We start from the raw sequence: 14,846 nt of genomic DNA, 5'->3' as shown, positions 1-14,846 counted from the left end.
AGGCGCGTCCGTCGGCGGGGCCAGGCGGAGTAAGCGGGGCGTTGCGGGGGTGGGCGCGGTCGCCCTGCGGGCGGGCCCGCTGGACCGGGTGCCCCGGGAGCGGAGGAGGGGAGCGGTGACGCGCGTCCGCGGGTGGGCGGGGTGCGGTCGCGGTCGGCCGCAGCGGGCACGACCGACGGGAGGCGGGCAGTTCCGCTGGACCGGGCCGCCGGGGGCGTAAGTCGGCGGACGACGGGGACTGACCCGGCGGGGTGTTCAGCGGTCCCTGGTCGGGCGTTCGCAGGCCCCCGGCCAGGCGTTCAGCAGTCCCTGATCGGGGCGTTCGCCGGGAGGTTGAAGTGGGTGCGGGCTGCGGCTGCCAAGGGGGCGTGCTGCACGGAGTCGGCCGTGGTCGGCTCTGACGCGAGGCTGAAGTGGGCGGCCAGCCAGTCGCCGTAGCCCTCGCCGTCCGGGGGTTCCTCGCGGGAGGTGACCTGGTACGTGCCGTCGGAATCGCGTTTCAGGCGGACGACCTGCGGGATCGCGGCGCCGGCGCACTCCAGGAGGGCGCCGGCGCGGGTGCCGTACTCAAGGCACAGGGTGTTCACCCCGGCCCGGACGACGCCGTCGTGCTCGGCGAGGTCGAGGGGCTCGGCGCGGCAGAACCAGCGTGCGCCCCGGTAGGGATATCCCGTGCCCGCCGAGTCGGCCACCAGGCGGGCCTCGATCGCCGGCCGCACCTCGCCCCACAGCCGCGCGTCCACGTCCGCCGGCAGCACCACCCACGCGCCCGTCGCCACCAGCACACCCGTGGCTCCCAGGCCGGTCCCCCACCTGCGTACCGACATCACCCCACGCTCCTCCCCGACCCGCGTGTGCACGCGGGTCCCGCCGGTCAAGACAGTCGGCGGGGGCTCGGGGTTGCACAGGGGGCATATCGGGTGTGAGCCGCACCCCACCCCGAACAGGGGGCGGTAAGGCACACTGGACGTTTGGCCCGTGCCGAAGGGATGTACGTACGTGAACGGTCCGCTGATCGTCCAGTCCGACAAGACGCTGCTCCTCGAGGTCGACCACGAGCAGGCCGACGAGTGCCGCCGGGCCATCGCGGCGTTCGCGGAACTGGAGCGGGCGCCCGAGCACATCCACACCTACCGCGTGACCCCGCTCGGGCTGTGGAACGCGCGGGCGGCCGGGCACGACGCCGAGCAGGTCGTGGACGCCCTCGTGCAGTACAGCCGGTATCCCGTGCCGCACGCGCTGCTCGTCGACGTCGCCGAGACCATGGACCGCTACGGGCGGCTGACCCTCAGCAAGGACCCGGCCCACGGGCTCGTGCTCACCACCACCGACCGGCCGGTGCTTGAGGAGATCCTGCGCTCCAAGCGGATCGCCCCGCTGGTCGGCATCCGGATCGACCCCGACACCGTCGCCGTGCACCCCTCCGAGCGCGGCCAGATCAAGCAGGCGCTGCTGAAGCTGGGCTGGCCCGCCGAGGACCTCGCCGGGTACGTGGACGGCGAGGCGCACCCGATCGAGCTGGACGAGAACGGGTGGGCGCTGCGGCCGTACCAGAAGCAGGCCGTGGAGAACTTCTGGCACGGCGGGAGCGGTGTCGTCGTGCTGCCCTGCGGGGCCGGGAAGACGCTGGTCGGCGCCGGGGCGATGGCCCAGGCCAAGTCGACCACCCTCATCCTCGTCACCAACACCGTCTCCGCCCGGCAGTGGAAGCACGAGCTGATCAAGCGGACCTCGCTGACCGAGGAGGAGATCGGGGAGTACAGCGGTACGCGCAAGGAGATCCGCCCGGTCACCATCGCGACGTACCAGGTGCTGACGACGAAGCGGAAGGGCGTCTACCCGCACCTCGAACTCTTCGACTCCCGTGACTGGGGTCTGATCCTCTACGACGAGGTGCACCTGCTGCCCGCGCCGGTCTTCAAGTTCACGGCGGATCTCCAGGCGCGGCGCCGGCTCGGTCTGACGGCGACCCTGGTCCGTGAGGACGGGCGTGAGTCGGACGTGTTCTCGCTGATCGGTCCGAAGCGGTTCGACGCGCCGTGGAAGGAGATCGAGGCGCAGGGGTACATCGCGCCCGCCGACTGCGTCGAGGTCCGGGTCAACCTCACCGACTCCGAACGGCTCGCCTACGCCACGGCCGAGGCCGAGGAGAAGTACCGGTTCTGTGCGACGACGGAGACCAAGCGCAAGGTCACCGAGGCGATCGTGCGGCGCTTCGCGGGTCAGCAGATCCTCGTCATCGGCCAGTACATCGACCAACTCGACGAACTGGGCGAGCACTTGAACGCCCCCGTCATCAAGGGCGAGACCTCCAACGCGCAGCGCGAGAAGCTCTTCGGCGCCTTCCGTGAGGGCGAGATCAGCGTGCTGGTCGTCTCGAAGGTCGCCAACTTCTCCATCGATCTGCCGGAGGCGACGGTCGCCGTCCAGGTGTCGGGGACCTTCGGGTCGCGGCAGGAGGAGGCGCAGCGGCTCGGCCGGGTGCTCCGCCCCAAGGCCGACGGCCACCAGGCGCACTTCTACTCCGTGGTCGCCCGCGACACCCTCGACCAGGACTTCGCGGCCCACCGGCAGCGGTTCCTGGCGGAGCAGGGGTACGCGTACCGGATCATGGACGCGGACGAGCTGCTGGCGGAGGAGAGCTGACCGGGCTGCCCGAAGGGGGCCGCCGGGTCACTTGCGGCGGATGCCGGCTTCCTCGCCGTACTCGCCGAGTATCACGACGCTGAAGGCGGCGCCGGCGAAGACCTTGATCGCGCGCAGGGCGTTGCCGACGCGGTGGGGGTGGCTGCCCTCGACGGCCGTGGCACCGCTGGCGCGGGGCGGCCGGGGGGCGGGGGCTGGGGTGAAGGTTGCTGCGCTCATGTCTCCATGGTGGCTTTTGGCACGTAAGGAGGGCATCGGTCTGGGGGGCGAAGCGCGGTCGTCATCTCGTACGACTGTGGGGCGACCCGTTCCCCCACGGGAGGAGGGGAGCATCCCCTAGGGGATGGACGCGGTGCCGTTTATTCGTTGGCTTCCTCCTGCCTGTCCGACCTAGAATCTCCGCTCCTCCCCGCCTCCCTCCTCGGAGTGCCGCCGCCCGGACGGAAACCGGTCGGCATCAGCGTTCCCGCAGCCACTCGCTCAGCAGTCCCTCGGAGGCACTCCCTTGTCCACGCCCGCCCACGACCCTCTCGACCCCCCGCTCGACGACCCCCTCTCCCGGGAGCGTTCCCACCTCGCCTCCTCCCGTGCCGCGCTGCGCGCCATGCGGGAGGACGTCGAGTCGCTGGACATCAGTGACGTCACCGCGAACTGGGTCAACGCCGAGGTGCTGTCCCGCCAGATCGACGACCGCATCAAGGCACTGGCCGACCTCAGCGACACCCCGCTCTTCTTCGGCCGCCTCGACTACCTGCACTCCCCCGGCGCCGACCGGGCGGAGGGCGCGGACGGTGAGCGCTTCTACATCGGGCGCCGGCACGTGCACGACCACGACGGCGACCCGATGGTCATCGACTGGCGCGCGCCGGTCTCGCAGCCGTTCTACCGGGCGTCCAAGAAGGACCCGCTGGACATCGCGCTGCGCCGCCGCTTCGGGTACACCGGCGGCGACCTCACGGCGTACGAGGACGAGCACCTCTCCGACCCGGCGGAGGCCGCGCGGACCAGCAAGCTGCTCCAACGGGAGATCGAGCGCCCGCGCGTGGGTCCGATGCGGGACATCGTGGCGACCATCCAGCCCGAGCAGGACGAGATCGTGCGCAGCGGGCTGGGCGGCACGGTGTGCGTGCAGGGCGGGCCGGGGACCGGGAAGACGGCCGTCGGTCTGCACCGGGTCGCCTATCTGCTCTACGCCCACCGCGAGCGGCTCGCCCGTACCGGCACCCTCGTCATCGGGCCGAACCGGTCCTTCCTGCACTACATCGAGCAAGTGCTGCCCGCGCTGGGCGAGTTGAGCGTGCGGCAGGCGACCGTGGACGACCTGGTCGCGGGGAGCGTCGAGGTGCGGGGCACGGACGACGCGGCGGCCGCGATCATCAAGGGCGACGCGCGGATGGCCGAGGTGCTGCGCCGGGCCGTCTACGCCCACGTGACCATGCCGACGGAGCAGGTCGTCGTGGTGCGCGGGTCACGCCGGTGGCGGGTGCCGGCGTACGAACTCGAGGACATCGTGCGGGAGTTGCTGGAGCGCGGGATCCGCTACGGCGCCGCCCGCGAGGCCCTGCCGCAGCGCATCGCGCACGCCGTGCTGGTGCAGATGGAGCGGTCGGGCGAGGCGCCGGACGACCGGGTGCAGGACGCGGTGGCCCGCAACAGCGCGGTCAAGGCGGCGGTGAAGGCCGTATGGCCGCCGGTCGACCCGGCGAAGCTCGTGCTGCGGCTGCTCACGGACGCGGACTTCCTCGCCGCGCACTCCGACGGGATCCTCACCGAGGACGAGCGCAAGACGATCCTGTGGGCCAGGCCCGTGCGGTCGGTGAAGGCGGCCAAGTGGGCGCCCGCGGACGCGGTGTTGATCGACGAGGCGACGGATCTCGTGCAGCGCACGCACTCGCTGGGGCATGTGGTGCTGGACGAGGCGCAGGACCTGTCGCCGATGCAGTACCGGGCGGTGGGGCGGCGCTGCACCACCGGTTCCGCGACCGTGCTGGGCGATCTGGCGCAGGGCACCACGCCCTGGGCGACGCGGAGTTGGGACGAGGCGCTGGCCCACCTGGGCAAGGCGGAAGGCGTCATCGAGGAGCTGACGGCCGGTTTCCGCGTGCCGACGGACGTCATCACGTACGCCTCCCGGCTGCTCCCGCACATCGCGCCGGGTCTCACCCCGGTGGCGTCGGTCCGCGAGAACCCGGGCTTCTTCGCGCTCCGCCCGGTCACCGGCACGGCCGAAGTGGTCGCGGCCTGCGAGGAGTTGCTGGCCCACGAGGGCTCGACGGGCCTGATCGCGGCGGACGCGCGCATCCCGGAGCTGGCCGAGGCACTGACGGCGGCGGGTCTGTCGTACCTCGCCCCGGGTGAGGAGACGACGGCGGAGACCCGTCTCACTCTGGTCCCGGCGTCCCTCGCCAAGGGCCTGGAGTACGACTACGTGGTCCTCGACGAACCGCGGGCGGTGGTCGACGGCGAACCGGACGAACGCACCGGCCTGCGCCGCCTGTACGTGACGCTGACCCGGGCGGTGTCGGGGCTGATCGTGACCCATGCGGGGGCGCTGCCCGCGCAACTCGACTGACCTTGGGCTCACTTGACCGGTGGGGTCGGGGGACCGAGGGCTCACGCGACCCGCAGGCCACCTGACCGAGAGGTCGCTCGACCGGCAAGTCACCCGGCCGAGAGGTCGCTCGACCGGCAGGCCACCTGACCGAGGGCTCACGCGACCGGCAAGTCACCCGACCGAGAGGTCGCTTGACCCGCAGGCCACCGCCCGCTCGCGTCCCGTTCAGTACCGTCCGCTCACTTCCCGTCCAGCACCGCCCGCCACTCGGCGACCGCCGTCGTCGACACCGGCTCGTCCCAGCCGGCGGGGCGGGCCGCGCCGCCGATGTGGAAAGCGTCGAAACCGGCGGCGCGCAGTGCGGGCACGTGGTCCAGGCGCAGGCCGCCGCCGACGAGGAGCCGGGGCTCGTACCCGGGCTCCCCGCGGTGCGCCGCCTCGGCAAGCAGCGTGGGCAGGCCGTCGTCGACCCCGGCGGCGGACCCCGCGGTGAGGTAGGTGTCGAGGCCGGGCAGGTCGGCGAGCTGCTTGCGCAGGGCGGCCCGGTCGGCCGCGTGGTCGATGGCCCGGTGGAACGTCCACCGGCACCCGTCCAGCTCCCCGGCCAGCCGCTCCACGGCCCCGAGGTCCACCCCGCCCCCAGCGTCGAGGAAGCCGAGCACGAACTCCTCGGCGCCCGCGTCCCGCATCTCAAGGGCGATCCGGACCAGCCGCTCGACGTCCTCGGCGGGGCCGGCGGCGAAACCGTCGGTGAGTCGCAGCATCACGCGCAGATCGATGTCGACGGCGGCCCGGATCCCGGCGAAGGTCCGCACCGAGGGGGTGAGCCCGTCGGCCGCCATGTCGGTGATCAGTTCGAGGCGGTCCGCGCCTCCGGCCTGGGCGGCGACCGCGTCCTCGACGTCGAGGGCGATCACCTCCAGGACTGCACGCGTGCTCATAGGACCCCTTCCGTCGTGTTCCCCTGGAGCGGCTACAGGTCTAGTCCAATCTCAGGGTAGCCGGGCAGGCAGGGGACCGCGAGATCGCCCCGTCGCCCTCGTCACGCTTGTCACGTTCGTCACGTGAAGTCGTCGGGGCGAGCGCCTGAATCCGGTCACGGCAAGACCTTGACCGGTCAACGGCAAGACGCCGCCCCGTCAACGACAAGTCCCTGACCGTTCACCCGAAGATCTTCAGCTCTCCCTCCTCCGCCCCGGCGAGCTCGTACGAGGTTCCCGCCGCCACCGGCCGCCCCGCGTACAGCCGTACGAGCGTGGCGGCCTCGCCGATGTAGCGCGCGGGTGGGCGCGGCGCGGTCACGGCGCCCAGGCGCAGCGGCTCGTCCACGTCGTCGAGGTCGGCGTGCAGCGGGAGGTGCTCCCGCTCCCGGGTGACGCGCACCAGCAGGGTGAGCGCGTCCGGCAGCCCGGACCCGGCGTACGCCCCCGGCGCCCCGAGGACCTCGCGCACGTCACCGGCGTGCACCCACTCCCCCAGCGCGATCATGTCCAGCGCCCCGCCGGCCTTGGCGATCACCGGCCCGGCCTCGGTCATCCCGCGCTCCAACTCGTCGACGACCTGCGCGTTCGTCCACTCGGCCCGCTCGGCGATGTCCCGGTCGTTGGCCTCCGGGGAGAAGACACCCTGCTCGAAGCGGCTCTCCACCACCCGCATCAACGCGGCCGCACAGTGCGCGAGCACCTCCCGCACCGTCCACGCCGGACAGCCGACCGTCGGCAGCGCGAAGTCCGCGTCGGACCGGGCCCGCAGCAGCGGCACGAGGTCGTCGCGCTCGACGCTCAGCAGCCGACCGGGGAGTTCGGGGTCCCGTACCTGGTATGGATCAGTCATGGCTCCACGCTAGGGGGCGCACCGGCGCGGGGTCACTGGGGCGTGGGGAGTCGGAGGGCGTGGGGAGATCGGGGGAACCCGGGGACAATGGCGCCATGGCCGACCTCGATGCCCTCCGTCTGCGCTGGTCCCGTGCCCTGGACGGCGCCCGTGCCGCGGGCCCCGACCCGCTCCCCGACGCTCTCCCCTATGCCGAGGACCTGCTGGCCCGCTGGCAGGAGCCGCAGCGCCGCTACCACACGCTCACGCACCTCACGGAGGTCCTGGACCACATCGACGTACTGGCGGAGTACGCCGAGGACCCGGACCTCGTCCGCCTGGCCGCGTGGTTCCACGACGCGGTCTACCTGCCCGACCGCTCGGAGAACGAGGAACGGTCGGCGCGGCTCGCGGAGCGCGCGCTGGCCGAGGCCGGGGTGTCGCCGGACGGGACGGCCGAGGTGGCCCGCCTGGTCCGCCTGACCGTCACCCACGCCCCCGAGCCCGCCGACGCGAACGGCGCGGTCCTGTCCGACGCGGACCTCGCGATCCTGGCGGCGCCGCCGTCGGCGTACGCGGCCTACACGGCGGAGGTCCGCGAGGAGTACCACTTCGTGCCGAACGAGGCGTTCAGGGAAGGCCGTTCGGCGATCCTGCGTCAACTCCTCGATCTGCCGGGGCTGTTCCGCACCCCCTACGGCCTGCGGGAATGGGAGGCGACGGCTCGGTACAACCTGGCCGCCGAGCTGGAAATGCTGTCGACCACGACGGACCCGGCCACCTAATCTGCGAACCATGCGTGAATGGGGCGTGGAACGGGTGGAAGAAGCCGTCGCGGGCTGTGTGGCGACGCTGCGGATGGCGCTGGGCAGTGACTGGAAGTCGGTGCCGGCCGGTGGTCTCGAGTGGGACTGCCGGCGCACGGCGTTCCACATCGCCGAGGATCTGATCGCGTACGCCGGGCAGTTGGCGGGACGCGCGCGGGACGCCTACGTGCCCTTCGAGGTGGTGCCCGAGGACGACATCGACAACGCGGGTGTCGTGCAGGTGATCGAGACGACGGGCGCCCTGTTCGCCGCCACGCTCCGCACCACCCCGCGCGAGGTCCGCGCCTTCCACCCGTACCCCTTCCGCAGCGCGAACCGCGAGGGCTTCGCCGCGATGGGGATGGCGGAGATCCTGGTGCACACGTACGACATCGCCGAGGGCCTCGGTCTGCCGTACCAACCCCCGGCCGCGCTGGCCGAGTTCGTCGTCACGCGCATCTTCCCGCACGTCCAGCCCGACCCCGACCCGTGGCGCACGCTCCTGCACGCCACCGGCCGCATCGCCCTGCCCGGCCGCGCCCTGCGCACCGAATGGCGCTGGAACAACAACCTGGTCCTGCACTCCGACCGCCTCACCCTCGAAGGCGCCACCCCCGCGGCCGTCGCCGACCTGGTGGCGGGCGGCGACGGCGGCTTCAACTGGGTGGTGGGCGGCCCCTATTCGGGCACCCGAGAAGCGTCCGGAATGGTTCTCAAGGCCTACGAAGCAGGCGTGCACCGGCCCGAGTTCGGCCTCTTCGTCCTCGTCCGCGAGGACGGTCTCGCGGTCGGCGGCATGGGCTTCCACGGCGTCCCCGACGAGGACGGCCGCGCGGAGGTCGGCTACGACCTCGTCGAAGGCGCCCGCGGCCGCGGCTACGCGACGGAGGCCCTGCGCACCCTCTCCCAGTGGGCCCTGGCCCGGGACGACGTGAACGCCCTCCTCGCGACGATCGACCGGGACAATCTGGCGTCCCAGGCGGTGGTGTCACGGGTGGGGTACACGCGGGTGAGCGCGGACGAGGAGGGGTTGGCGTTCGAACTGCGTTGATGGCGGCGCGTACCGGACCGAGTCACCTCATCACCGACCGCAAACGCCCCTGCCGGAACTACAGTTGTCCTTCCATCAGAAGACGATGACATAGACGGTGTCACCGAGGGGGACGGAGACGGCATGAGCGAGCAGGCCTTGGACCGGGTCGGGGGAACCGGGGACGTCACGGGGGACGGTACGGTCCAGGCACCGGTGGACGAGCGGACGCTGCCGTTCTGGGTGGAGGCAACCGAGGAGGACATCGCGCTCGCGGCCCGGAGCAACGACACCATGGGCCTGTTCAACCGCGACGGCGACGCCGTACTGCACGCGGTGCCGCTGGGCCCGCTGCGCAGGAACCTCGCCGACGCCGTGGACGCCCTGCAGCAGGTCTTCCAGGAAGTCGCCGACCGGGGCGGCCCGCTCCCGCTGGCCGAGGCGCAGCTCTCCTTCCAGGTCACCGCGGGCGGAGGCGTCCAGTTCATCGGCTCCGGGCAGGTGCAGGGCGGCCGGAGCCTGACCCTGACGTTCAAGCGGCCCGCCTGAACGGGCGGCGTCGCCCATGCCACAGCACAAGGCCCTGCTCGTCGGGGCGAGCGACTACTCCGACATCCCCGGCTACGGGGACCTGCCCTTCGTCCGTGACGACCTCCAGCGGCTGCGCGAGGTCCTCACCGGGCGCGGCTTCCAGGCCGACGTCCTGGAGAACCGCCGCGGGATCACCCAGAACACCGTGCGAGGGGCCGTGCACCGGTTCCTGGCCGACGCGCGCACCGGCGACACCCTGATCATCGTGCTGAGCGGGCACGGCATCCACATCGAGGGCAAGGACTACCTCGTACCGGAGGACGCGCCCGACGCCGAGCCGTTCACCGACGGTTGCATCGAGATCGGCTGGCACAAGGAGGTCGAGAAGTCCCCCGCGCAGCACGTCGTCTTCCTCATCGACGCCTGCCGCGAGGGCCGGGCCCCGGACACCAAGTCGATCCCCGGCACCCGGCCCTGGAAGGCCCCCGAGATCGTCGGCACCCTGCGCCGCAAGGTCGCCTACGTCCACGCCTGCGCCAAGCCGCAGGTCGCCCTCTTCGTCCGGGACACGGACACCGTCCGGCCCGGCCACGACGTGGGGGCGCAGCAGGGCGAGTCGTTCAGCATCTTCTCCCGGGCCGTCGCCGACGTGATCACCGGCGATCCGCACGCGCTGGGCCTGCGCGAGTTCTCCCGGCAGGTGCAGGAGCGGGTCGATGCGTACCACCGGGCGTACGGCAAGCCGAGCCTCCCGCAGCAGGTGAAGGTGACCTGCGAGACCGACGCCGACGGCCACGACTTCCCTCTGCTGCCCGGCACCGAACGGCGGACCGGCGTCCACGCCTGGGTCCGGGACGTCGACGAGTACCCGTGGCACCGCACCCCCGAGGGCCCGACCCGGGAGACCGTCAAGGACGTCTGCCGCGAGCTGGCCGGCCGCCTGGCGGCCACCTACCAGCAGGCCGTACGGACGCTGAGCGAGGACCCGTGGCACGACGGCAAGCTGGCCGAACGCGCCCACGAACGGCTGGCGTTCCTGGTCGGCCAGCTGACCAAGGAGGTCCGGCTCTCGCCGACCGAAGCCGCGCTCGCCTTCCTGTTCCCCCTGGTCGCCCAGACCTTCTGGGCCCAGGAGGCCGCACAGCGCGTCGGCGTGCTCACCGCGGACGCGGCGGTCGACGGCCCCGACCACCACAGCTTCGACAAGTTCGCGCAGGGCTTTCCCCGTCTCAAGCGCCGGCTCAGCGCCCTGGAACACCGCAAGGCTGCCGACGCCCCGGTCCGCCGCATCCGCTGGTGGCTCTTCCACCGCTGGCTCATCAAGCAGCCCGAGCTGTACACCGCCGAACGCTTCAAAGCACTGCTCGGCGAGGTGACCGCGGCCCCCGACCACCCCTCCTGGGTCGCCGACGCCGTCTCCGCGGAGCGCCTCGCGGGACTTCTACGGGCCCACCGCACCGCGCCGTTCACCATGCGCCGCTCCACCACCGTCCCGCAGCCCGACGGACCGCGCGTGCCGGACGACCACGACGTCGTCGCCGCCAGCACGGGCGACGAGCACGAGGTGCGTACCGCCCTGGTCACCGCGCTGGTCAAGGCCACCTACGCGATGGCCGTCGACCCGGTCGACCTGCCCGAGATCGTGGTCGAGCACCTCGGCGTCCACGACAGCGTCGACCTCGCCGCCCTGCTGGACACCGTGCGGCGCTCCGACTGGCGGGTCTCCGGGCTCGGCCGCTCCCTGAACGCCGTGTGCACCCACCCCGCGGTCCAGGTCGCCCTGCGCGAACACGCGGCCCGGGTCGACGTCCTGCTGCGCGACATCAACCGCGGCGACATCGCCGCCCTCGCCCCGCTGCGTACGCTCCCGCCCTACGCCGACGGCAGCCGGGTACGCCTCGACGGCAACACCCCCGACCAGCTCTCCGACGGCATCCGTTTCCAGCTCGCAGAGGACCGGGTGCAGGAACTCCTCATGGGCGAAGAGCTGTACGGCGACAGCGAGTTGGCGGTGCGCGAGCTGTACCAGAACGCGCTGGACGCCCTGCGCTACCGGGACTGCCGCACGACGTACCTGCGGCGCACGGGCCGGACGGTCGCGGACTGGGAGGGCCGCATCGAGTTCGTCCAGGGCGTCCGCTCCGACGGCCGGGCCTATCTCGAATGCCGCGACAACGGCATCGGCATGGGCATCACCGAACTCAGCACGGTCTTCTCCCAGGGCGGCGCGCGCTTCGTGGACCTGCCCGAGTATGTCGAGGAACAGGCGGACTGGGCCCAACTGCCCGAGCCGAAACTGGAGTTTCACCCGAACTCCCGCTTCGGCATCGGAGTGCTCAGCTATTTCATGCTCGCCGACGAGATCGTGGTGAGCACCTGCCGGATGGGCCGGGACGGGCGGCCGGGGCGGCGGTTGCGGGTGACGATCGCCGGGCCGGGGAACTTCTTCCGGGTGGAGGATGTGGGGCCGGGGGAGGACTCCGGGACGACGGTCCAGTTGCTTCTCAGCAAGGAGCGGCGGTCCGTCTCGTGTGTGGGGGCGTTGGAGAAGGTGCTGTGGGTGGCGCCGTACGGAACGTCTGCTACGCATGGGGCGCGGGTGCGGGCGTGGGCGCCGGGGCAGTTGTCTGTCGAGAGTTTGGAGATCTACGCGCCCTATTTGCACACCCGCAAAGGTGACGTGTTGTGCGTTCCGACCGACGATCCGGGCGTGTGGTGGATCGCCAGCGACGGAATCCTGCTTGCCGACGGTTTGCTGGCCGAGACCGAGTACGAGCAAAAGGTCTACGGCGCCATTACCGATCTGACCGGCAAGCACGCTCCGGAACTCACTGTCGATCGCAAGAACGTGCGTTCCTACGACCACGAACATGTCGACAAGCGCATGACCGCCGCCATTCCAAGTCTCACCGTGCGGGGGACCGAACTGCTGGACTCCACCTGGCTGGACGAGGCGAGCGAGTGGTCCGTGGCTTTCGCCGACCGAGTGACCGAGCACGCACAGCGGGCGGACCTTCCCTGGCGATTTCAGAACGATGTTTTGGCGCCGTTCGGCCAGGTGGGCTTCTTCCCGCATGACGACGATCTGCTGCCTCTGGTGACCGGCCACTATGACCACCCGGATCGGTCGAGGCTCGCCTCCTATTTCCTCACCATGCCACTGCCCGTCCTCCGCTGGCGCCTCTGTGCTCTGTACGGTGCCGGACTCGGCGGGCCGGTAACGCTACCGGTGGTCGATCGCCCCGAAACCAGATGGGCCCGACCGTCGGATCTCGCGCTCCTCAACAACGACGGGTTCTACACGTGGAGCTACGGCCGCAACAGTTGGCTGCAAGGCCCGGTGGCGAGTCGCGCGAACGGCGGCTACTCCCCGTCTCAGCAACTGGCCGACACCGGACTGATGAGTGTTATGGCTCTGGCCCGCTGGCGTGATCCAGCCGTTCCCATCAGTTCGGCGGAAACCTTCCGGCTAAGTTCGCGGACTGAGCGCTCGCCGGCAGAGGTCTCCGAAAGGCTGACCTCATTGGGTTACCGCGTAGAGCCGCTGCTCGGGTGTGCCACGGCTGAGTACTCCGATCTACCGATGCTCCAGTCGCTGGGTAGTCTCGGCGGCTGGCTGGCTCCCGGCACGGATCTATCAGCGGCCCAGATTTGTGTGAGCGCGGCGCGGGCGGTCAGCACCACGTCGTGGGCCGCGCAGCGGCTCGGGGAACTGGGCTACACGGTGCCGGCCGAGTTCCCCGTCCGTGAACACTGGAGCGAGGAGGAGCGCAGTGTCGTCGAAAGTCTTTGGCTGTCCTACGCGACGCCGCCCTCGTCCGACGAGGCAATACAGGTGTGCGCGGCACAACTGACGGCGGTGGCCCGCACAACGGATCTACCCCTCCACTTCGTCAGAGAGTTCCTGGACGAAATGTGTTTCACCCTGCCGCCGAATGCGGTGGAGCTCCCGGAACTTACCGACGACGACCGAGCTCTGCTGTCCCAACAACCCCGCGTGGACCGGGACGTGACGCTGAACTACATCGCGTCGGCTGCCCGCCGCCTCAGCCGGCCCGCGCGAATCCTGGCAGACCGTCTCCGTGAGCTCGGGTACCAAGTTCCGGACGTGCCCGAAGACGAACACATGCCTTCACGCGAGGAAATCACCTTTCTCGGCACAAGCGCCGAACTGACCGACGTGAGCCGCCCGGTGTCCTTGGCGGGAGTCGCATCGGCCGCTCACAGAACTGGCGTATCCCTGGTCGAGACGGTCGCCCGGCTCACCTCGATGGGGTACAGCTTTGCCTTCGATCCGAAGGCCGTCTCCTCGCTGCGGGACCAGGACGTCCAAGTCCTGTACTACGGGGGTTTTAGCTCACCCGAGGGGTTCGGCCCCATCTCCCCTGACGTCGTCCGCGCCGCCGCCGAGCACACCGGCCGACGCCGCGACGAGATCACCGCGTCCCTCACCGCTCTGGGCTACACCGTGCTGCCGCCCGGGGAAGAGTGGATCGACGAACGGCGGCTGGAGGACGATCTCTTCGACGGACTCTCCTACACCGGCCCTGGGGAACTCACCATTGTCGCCGACCCCAACGACGACCTCTCGATCTCCCTCGTCACCCTCGCCCTGACAGCCATGCGAGCAGGAAAATCCCTGCGCGAAGCAGCCGAGAAGGCCACGGCGATGGGCATCCGCCACGAAGCCGAAACCTGGTTCACCCCGGCGGAGCCGCCCGCCCCTTCGGCCGCCGCAACCCCGCCTGCGTCAGCAGCCGCACCACCTCCCGGCTGCTGACCTCCAGCGCCCCCGCCCCCACCGCATCCCCGTACCGATGCGACGGCAGGTCGTAGTGGTCCCGCTCGAAGGCGCGCCGCGGCACCCCCAACGCCTCGGCGAACACGTGCAGTTCGTCGTACGAGACGTCGCTGACCAGGTGGGACCACATGCGGCCGTGTCCTGGCCAGGTCGGCGGGTCGATGTAGATCGTCACCGGCGCCTCACCCGGACCGTCACGGACGCCCGCACGCAGATCGTCACGGGCGCCCGCCCGCAGACCGTCACCTGCGCCCTCACGAGGACGCCAGCCCACCGGTCGCCGGTCCCAGCGTGCCGACCGCCGCGACCTTCACGCCCGCCTGGTGGCAGACCCAGTGCGGGTCGGGGCCCAGTTCCGGCTCGACCTCCAGCGCGTGGGGGTCGCCCGCACCGCACACCGGGCACAGGGGCCAGCGGCCGTACCGTTCCAGGAGCGCGTCCTGGACGTCCTGGGCGATCAGTCCGGCGACGTACTCCACGCCCTCCGGCCACTGCTCGACCCACCAGCGCCGCTGCACGACGGAGTCCTCGACCAGGGACACCACGTCCGCCTCGGCGACCGCGCCCGCGGCCAGATCGGCGAGCACGAGGGCGCGTGCCGCGTGCAACGCCTGCTCCAAGGGGTCGATCTCCGGAGGGTCGATGGGGTTCATGCCCCTATTGTGC

At 71.3% G+C, this 14,846-nt stretch carries 12 protein-coding genes; 6 read left to right on the top strand and 6 right to left on the bottom strand.

All coding sequences use genetic code 11. The annotated features are described in order from the left end of the window. Positions 1-299 precede the first annotated feature (299 nt). The gene (locus ACIP6U_RS13370; RefSeq protein WP_401715940.1) at positions 300-827 is read right to left on the bottom strand and encodes a hypothetical protein; all 528 of its coding nucleotides are present in this window, start codon (positions 825-827) and stop codon (positions 300-302) included. Positions 828-999: 172 nt separating this feature from the next. Between ACIP6U_RS13370 and ACIP6U_RS13365 the strand changes: the two genes are divergently transcribed. Next, positions 1,000-2,646, top strand: coding sequence for a DNA repair helicase XPB (locus tag ACIP6U_RS13365; RefSeq protein ID WP_401716966.1), 1,647 nt, complete (start codon positions 1,000-1,002; stop codon positions 2,644-2,646). A gap of 27 nt (positions 2,647-2,673) precedes the next feature. Here ACIP6U_RS13365 and ACIP6U_RS13360 read toward each other — a convergent pair whose 3' ends face one another. Then, the gene (locus ACIP6U_RS13360; RefSeq protein WP_401715937.1) at positions 2,674-2,865 is read right to left on the bottom strand and encodes a hypothetical protein; all 192 of its coding nucleotides are present in this window, start codon (positions 2,863-2,865) and stop codon (positions 2,674-2,676) included. Positions 2,866-3,151: 286 nt separating this feature from the next. Between ACIP6U_RS13360 and ACIP6U_RS13355 the strand changes: the two genes are divergently transcribed. After that, positions 3,152-5,218 carry a HelD family protein gene (locus tag ACIP6U_RS13355; protein ID WP_401715935.1) on the top strand — a complete coding sequence of 689 codons (2,067 nt, stop codon included), beginning with the start codon at positions 3,152-3,154 and terminating at the stop codon, positions 5,216-5,218. Positions 5,219-5,439: 221 nt separating this feature from the next. Here the strand turns inward: ACIP6U_RS13355 and ACIP6U_RS13350 are convergent, their stop codons facing one another. Together ACIP6U_RS13350 and ACIP6U_RS13345 are read right to left on the bottom strand one after the other, a co-directional pair. Then, positions 5,440-6,141, bottom strand: coding sequence for a copper homeostasis protein CutC (locus tag ACIP6U_RS13350; RefSeq protein WP_401715932.1), 702 nt, complete (start codon positions 6,139-6,141; stop codon positions 5,440-5,442). A gap of 220 nt (positions 6,142-6,361) precedes the next feature. Beyond that, the gene (locus ACIP6U_RS13345; RefSeq protein ID WP_401715930.1) at positions 6,362-7,033 is read right to left on the bottom strand and encodes a maleylpyruvate isomerase family mycothiol-dependent enzyme; all 672 of its coding nucleotides are present in this window, start codon (positions 7,031-7,033) and stop codon (positions 6,362-6,364) included. A 95-nt stretch (positions 7,034-7,128) separates the two neighbouring features. Between ACIP6U_RS13345 and ACIP6U_RS13340 the strand changes: the two genes are divergently transcribed. The 4 genes from ACIP6U_RS13340 (at position 7,129) to ACIP6U_RS13325 (ending at position 14,159) form a co-directional block, all read left to right on the top strand. Beyond that, entirely contained in the window at positions 7,129-7,797 is a 669-nt protein-coding gene (locus tag ACIP6U_RS13340) for a hypothetical protein (protein WP_401715927.1), read from the top strand. Positions 7,798-7,807: 10 nt separating this feature from the next. After that, positions 7,808-8,869, top strand: a complete 1,062-nt coding sequence (locus ACIP6U_RS13335) for a GNAT family N-acetyltransferase (protein WP_401715924.1) — start codon at positions 7,808-7,810, stop codon at positions 8,867-8,869. A gap of 123 nt (positions 8,870-8,992) precedes the next feature. Beyond that, a complete protein-coding gene (locus ACIP6U_RS13330; RefSeq protein WP_401715921.1) occupies positions 8,993-9,397 on the top strand; it encodes a hypothetical protein in 405 nt (134 codons plus the stop codon). Between the two features lie 16 nt (positions 9,398-9,413). Next, positions 9,414-14,159, top strand: coding sequence for a caspase family protein (locus ACIP6U_RS13325; RefSeq protein WP_401715918.1), 4,746 nt, complete (start codon positions 9,414-9,416; stop codon positions 14,157-14,159). Here ACIP6U_RS13325 and ACIP6U_RS13320 read toward each other — a convergent pair. Both ACIP6U_RS13320 and ACIP6U_RS13315 read right to left on the bottom strand, forming a co-directional pair. Further along, complete coding sequence (locus ACIP6U_RS13320; RefSeq protein ID WP_401715915.1) at positions 14,080-14,355, bottom strand: DUF4031 domain-containing protein; 276 nt, start codon at positions 14,353-14,355, stop codon at positions 14,080-14,082. The genes ACIP6U_RS13325 and ACIP6U_RS13320 overlap by 80 nt on opposite strands. Before the next feature lie 79 nt (positions 14,356-14,434). After that, entirely contained in the window at positions 14,435-14,833 is a 399-nt protein-coding gene (locus ACIP6U_RS13315; protein ID WP_401715912.1) for a hypothetical protein, read from the bottom strand. Positions 14,834-14,846: the final 13 nt, after the last annotated feature.

The sequence above is a fragment of the Streptomyces sp. NPDC088794 genome (genome assembly GCF_044750545.1).
Classification (GTDB): Bacteria; Actinomycetota; Actinomycetes; order Streptomycetales; family Streptomycetaceae; genus Streptomyces.
This window is presented reverse-complemented; position numbering and strand designations above follow the sequence as displayed.

What these genes read in the sequence shown, in the direction of transcription:
- ACIP6U_RS13350 (WP_401715932.1), bottom strand. Translation starts at nt 6,141, where the DNA reads ATGAGCACGCGTGCAGTCCTGGAGGTGATCGCCCTCGACGTCGAGGAC.
- ACIP6U_RS13345 (WP_401715930.1), bottom strand. Translation starts at nt 7,033, where the DNA reads ATGACTGATCCATACCAGGTACGGGACCCCGAACTCCCCGGTCGGCTG.
- ACIP6U_RS13330 (WP_401715921.1), top strand. Translation starts at nt 8,993, where the DNA reads ATGAGCGAGCAGGCCTTGGACCGGGTCGGGGGAACCGGGGACGTCACG.
- ACIP6U_RS13315 (WP_401715912.1), bottom strand. Translation starts at nt 14,833, where the DNA reads ATGAACCCCATCGACCCTCCGGAGATCGACCCCTTGGAGCAGGCGTTG.
- ACIP6U_RS13340 (WP_401715927.1), top strand. Translation starts at nt 7,129, where the DNA reads ATGGCCGACCTCGATGCCCTCCGTCTGCGCTGGTCCCGTGCCCTGGAC.
- ACIP6U_RS13360 (WP_401715937.1), bottom strand. Translation starts at nt 2,865, where the DNA reads ATGAGCGCAGCAACCTTCACCCCAGCCCCCGCCCCCCGGCCGCCCCGC.
- ACIP6U_RS13335 (WP_401715924.1), top strand. Translation starts at nt 7,808, where the DNA reads ATGCGTGAATGGGGCGTGGAACGGGTGGAAGAAGCCGTCGCGGGCTGT.
- ACIP6U_RS13325 (WP_401715918.1), top strand. Translation starts at nt 9,414, where the DNA reads ATGCCACAGCACAAGGCCCTGCTCGTCGGGGCGAGCGACTACTCCGAC.
- ACIP6U_RS13370 (WP_401715940.1), bottom strand. Translation starts at nt 827, where the DNA reads ATGTCGGTACGCAGGTGGGGGACCGGCCTGGGAGCCACGGGTGTGCTG.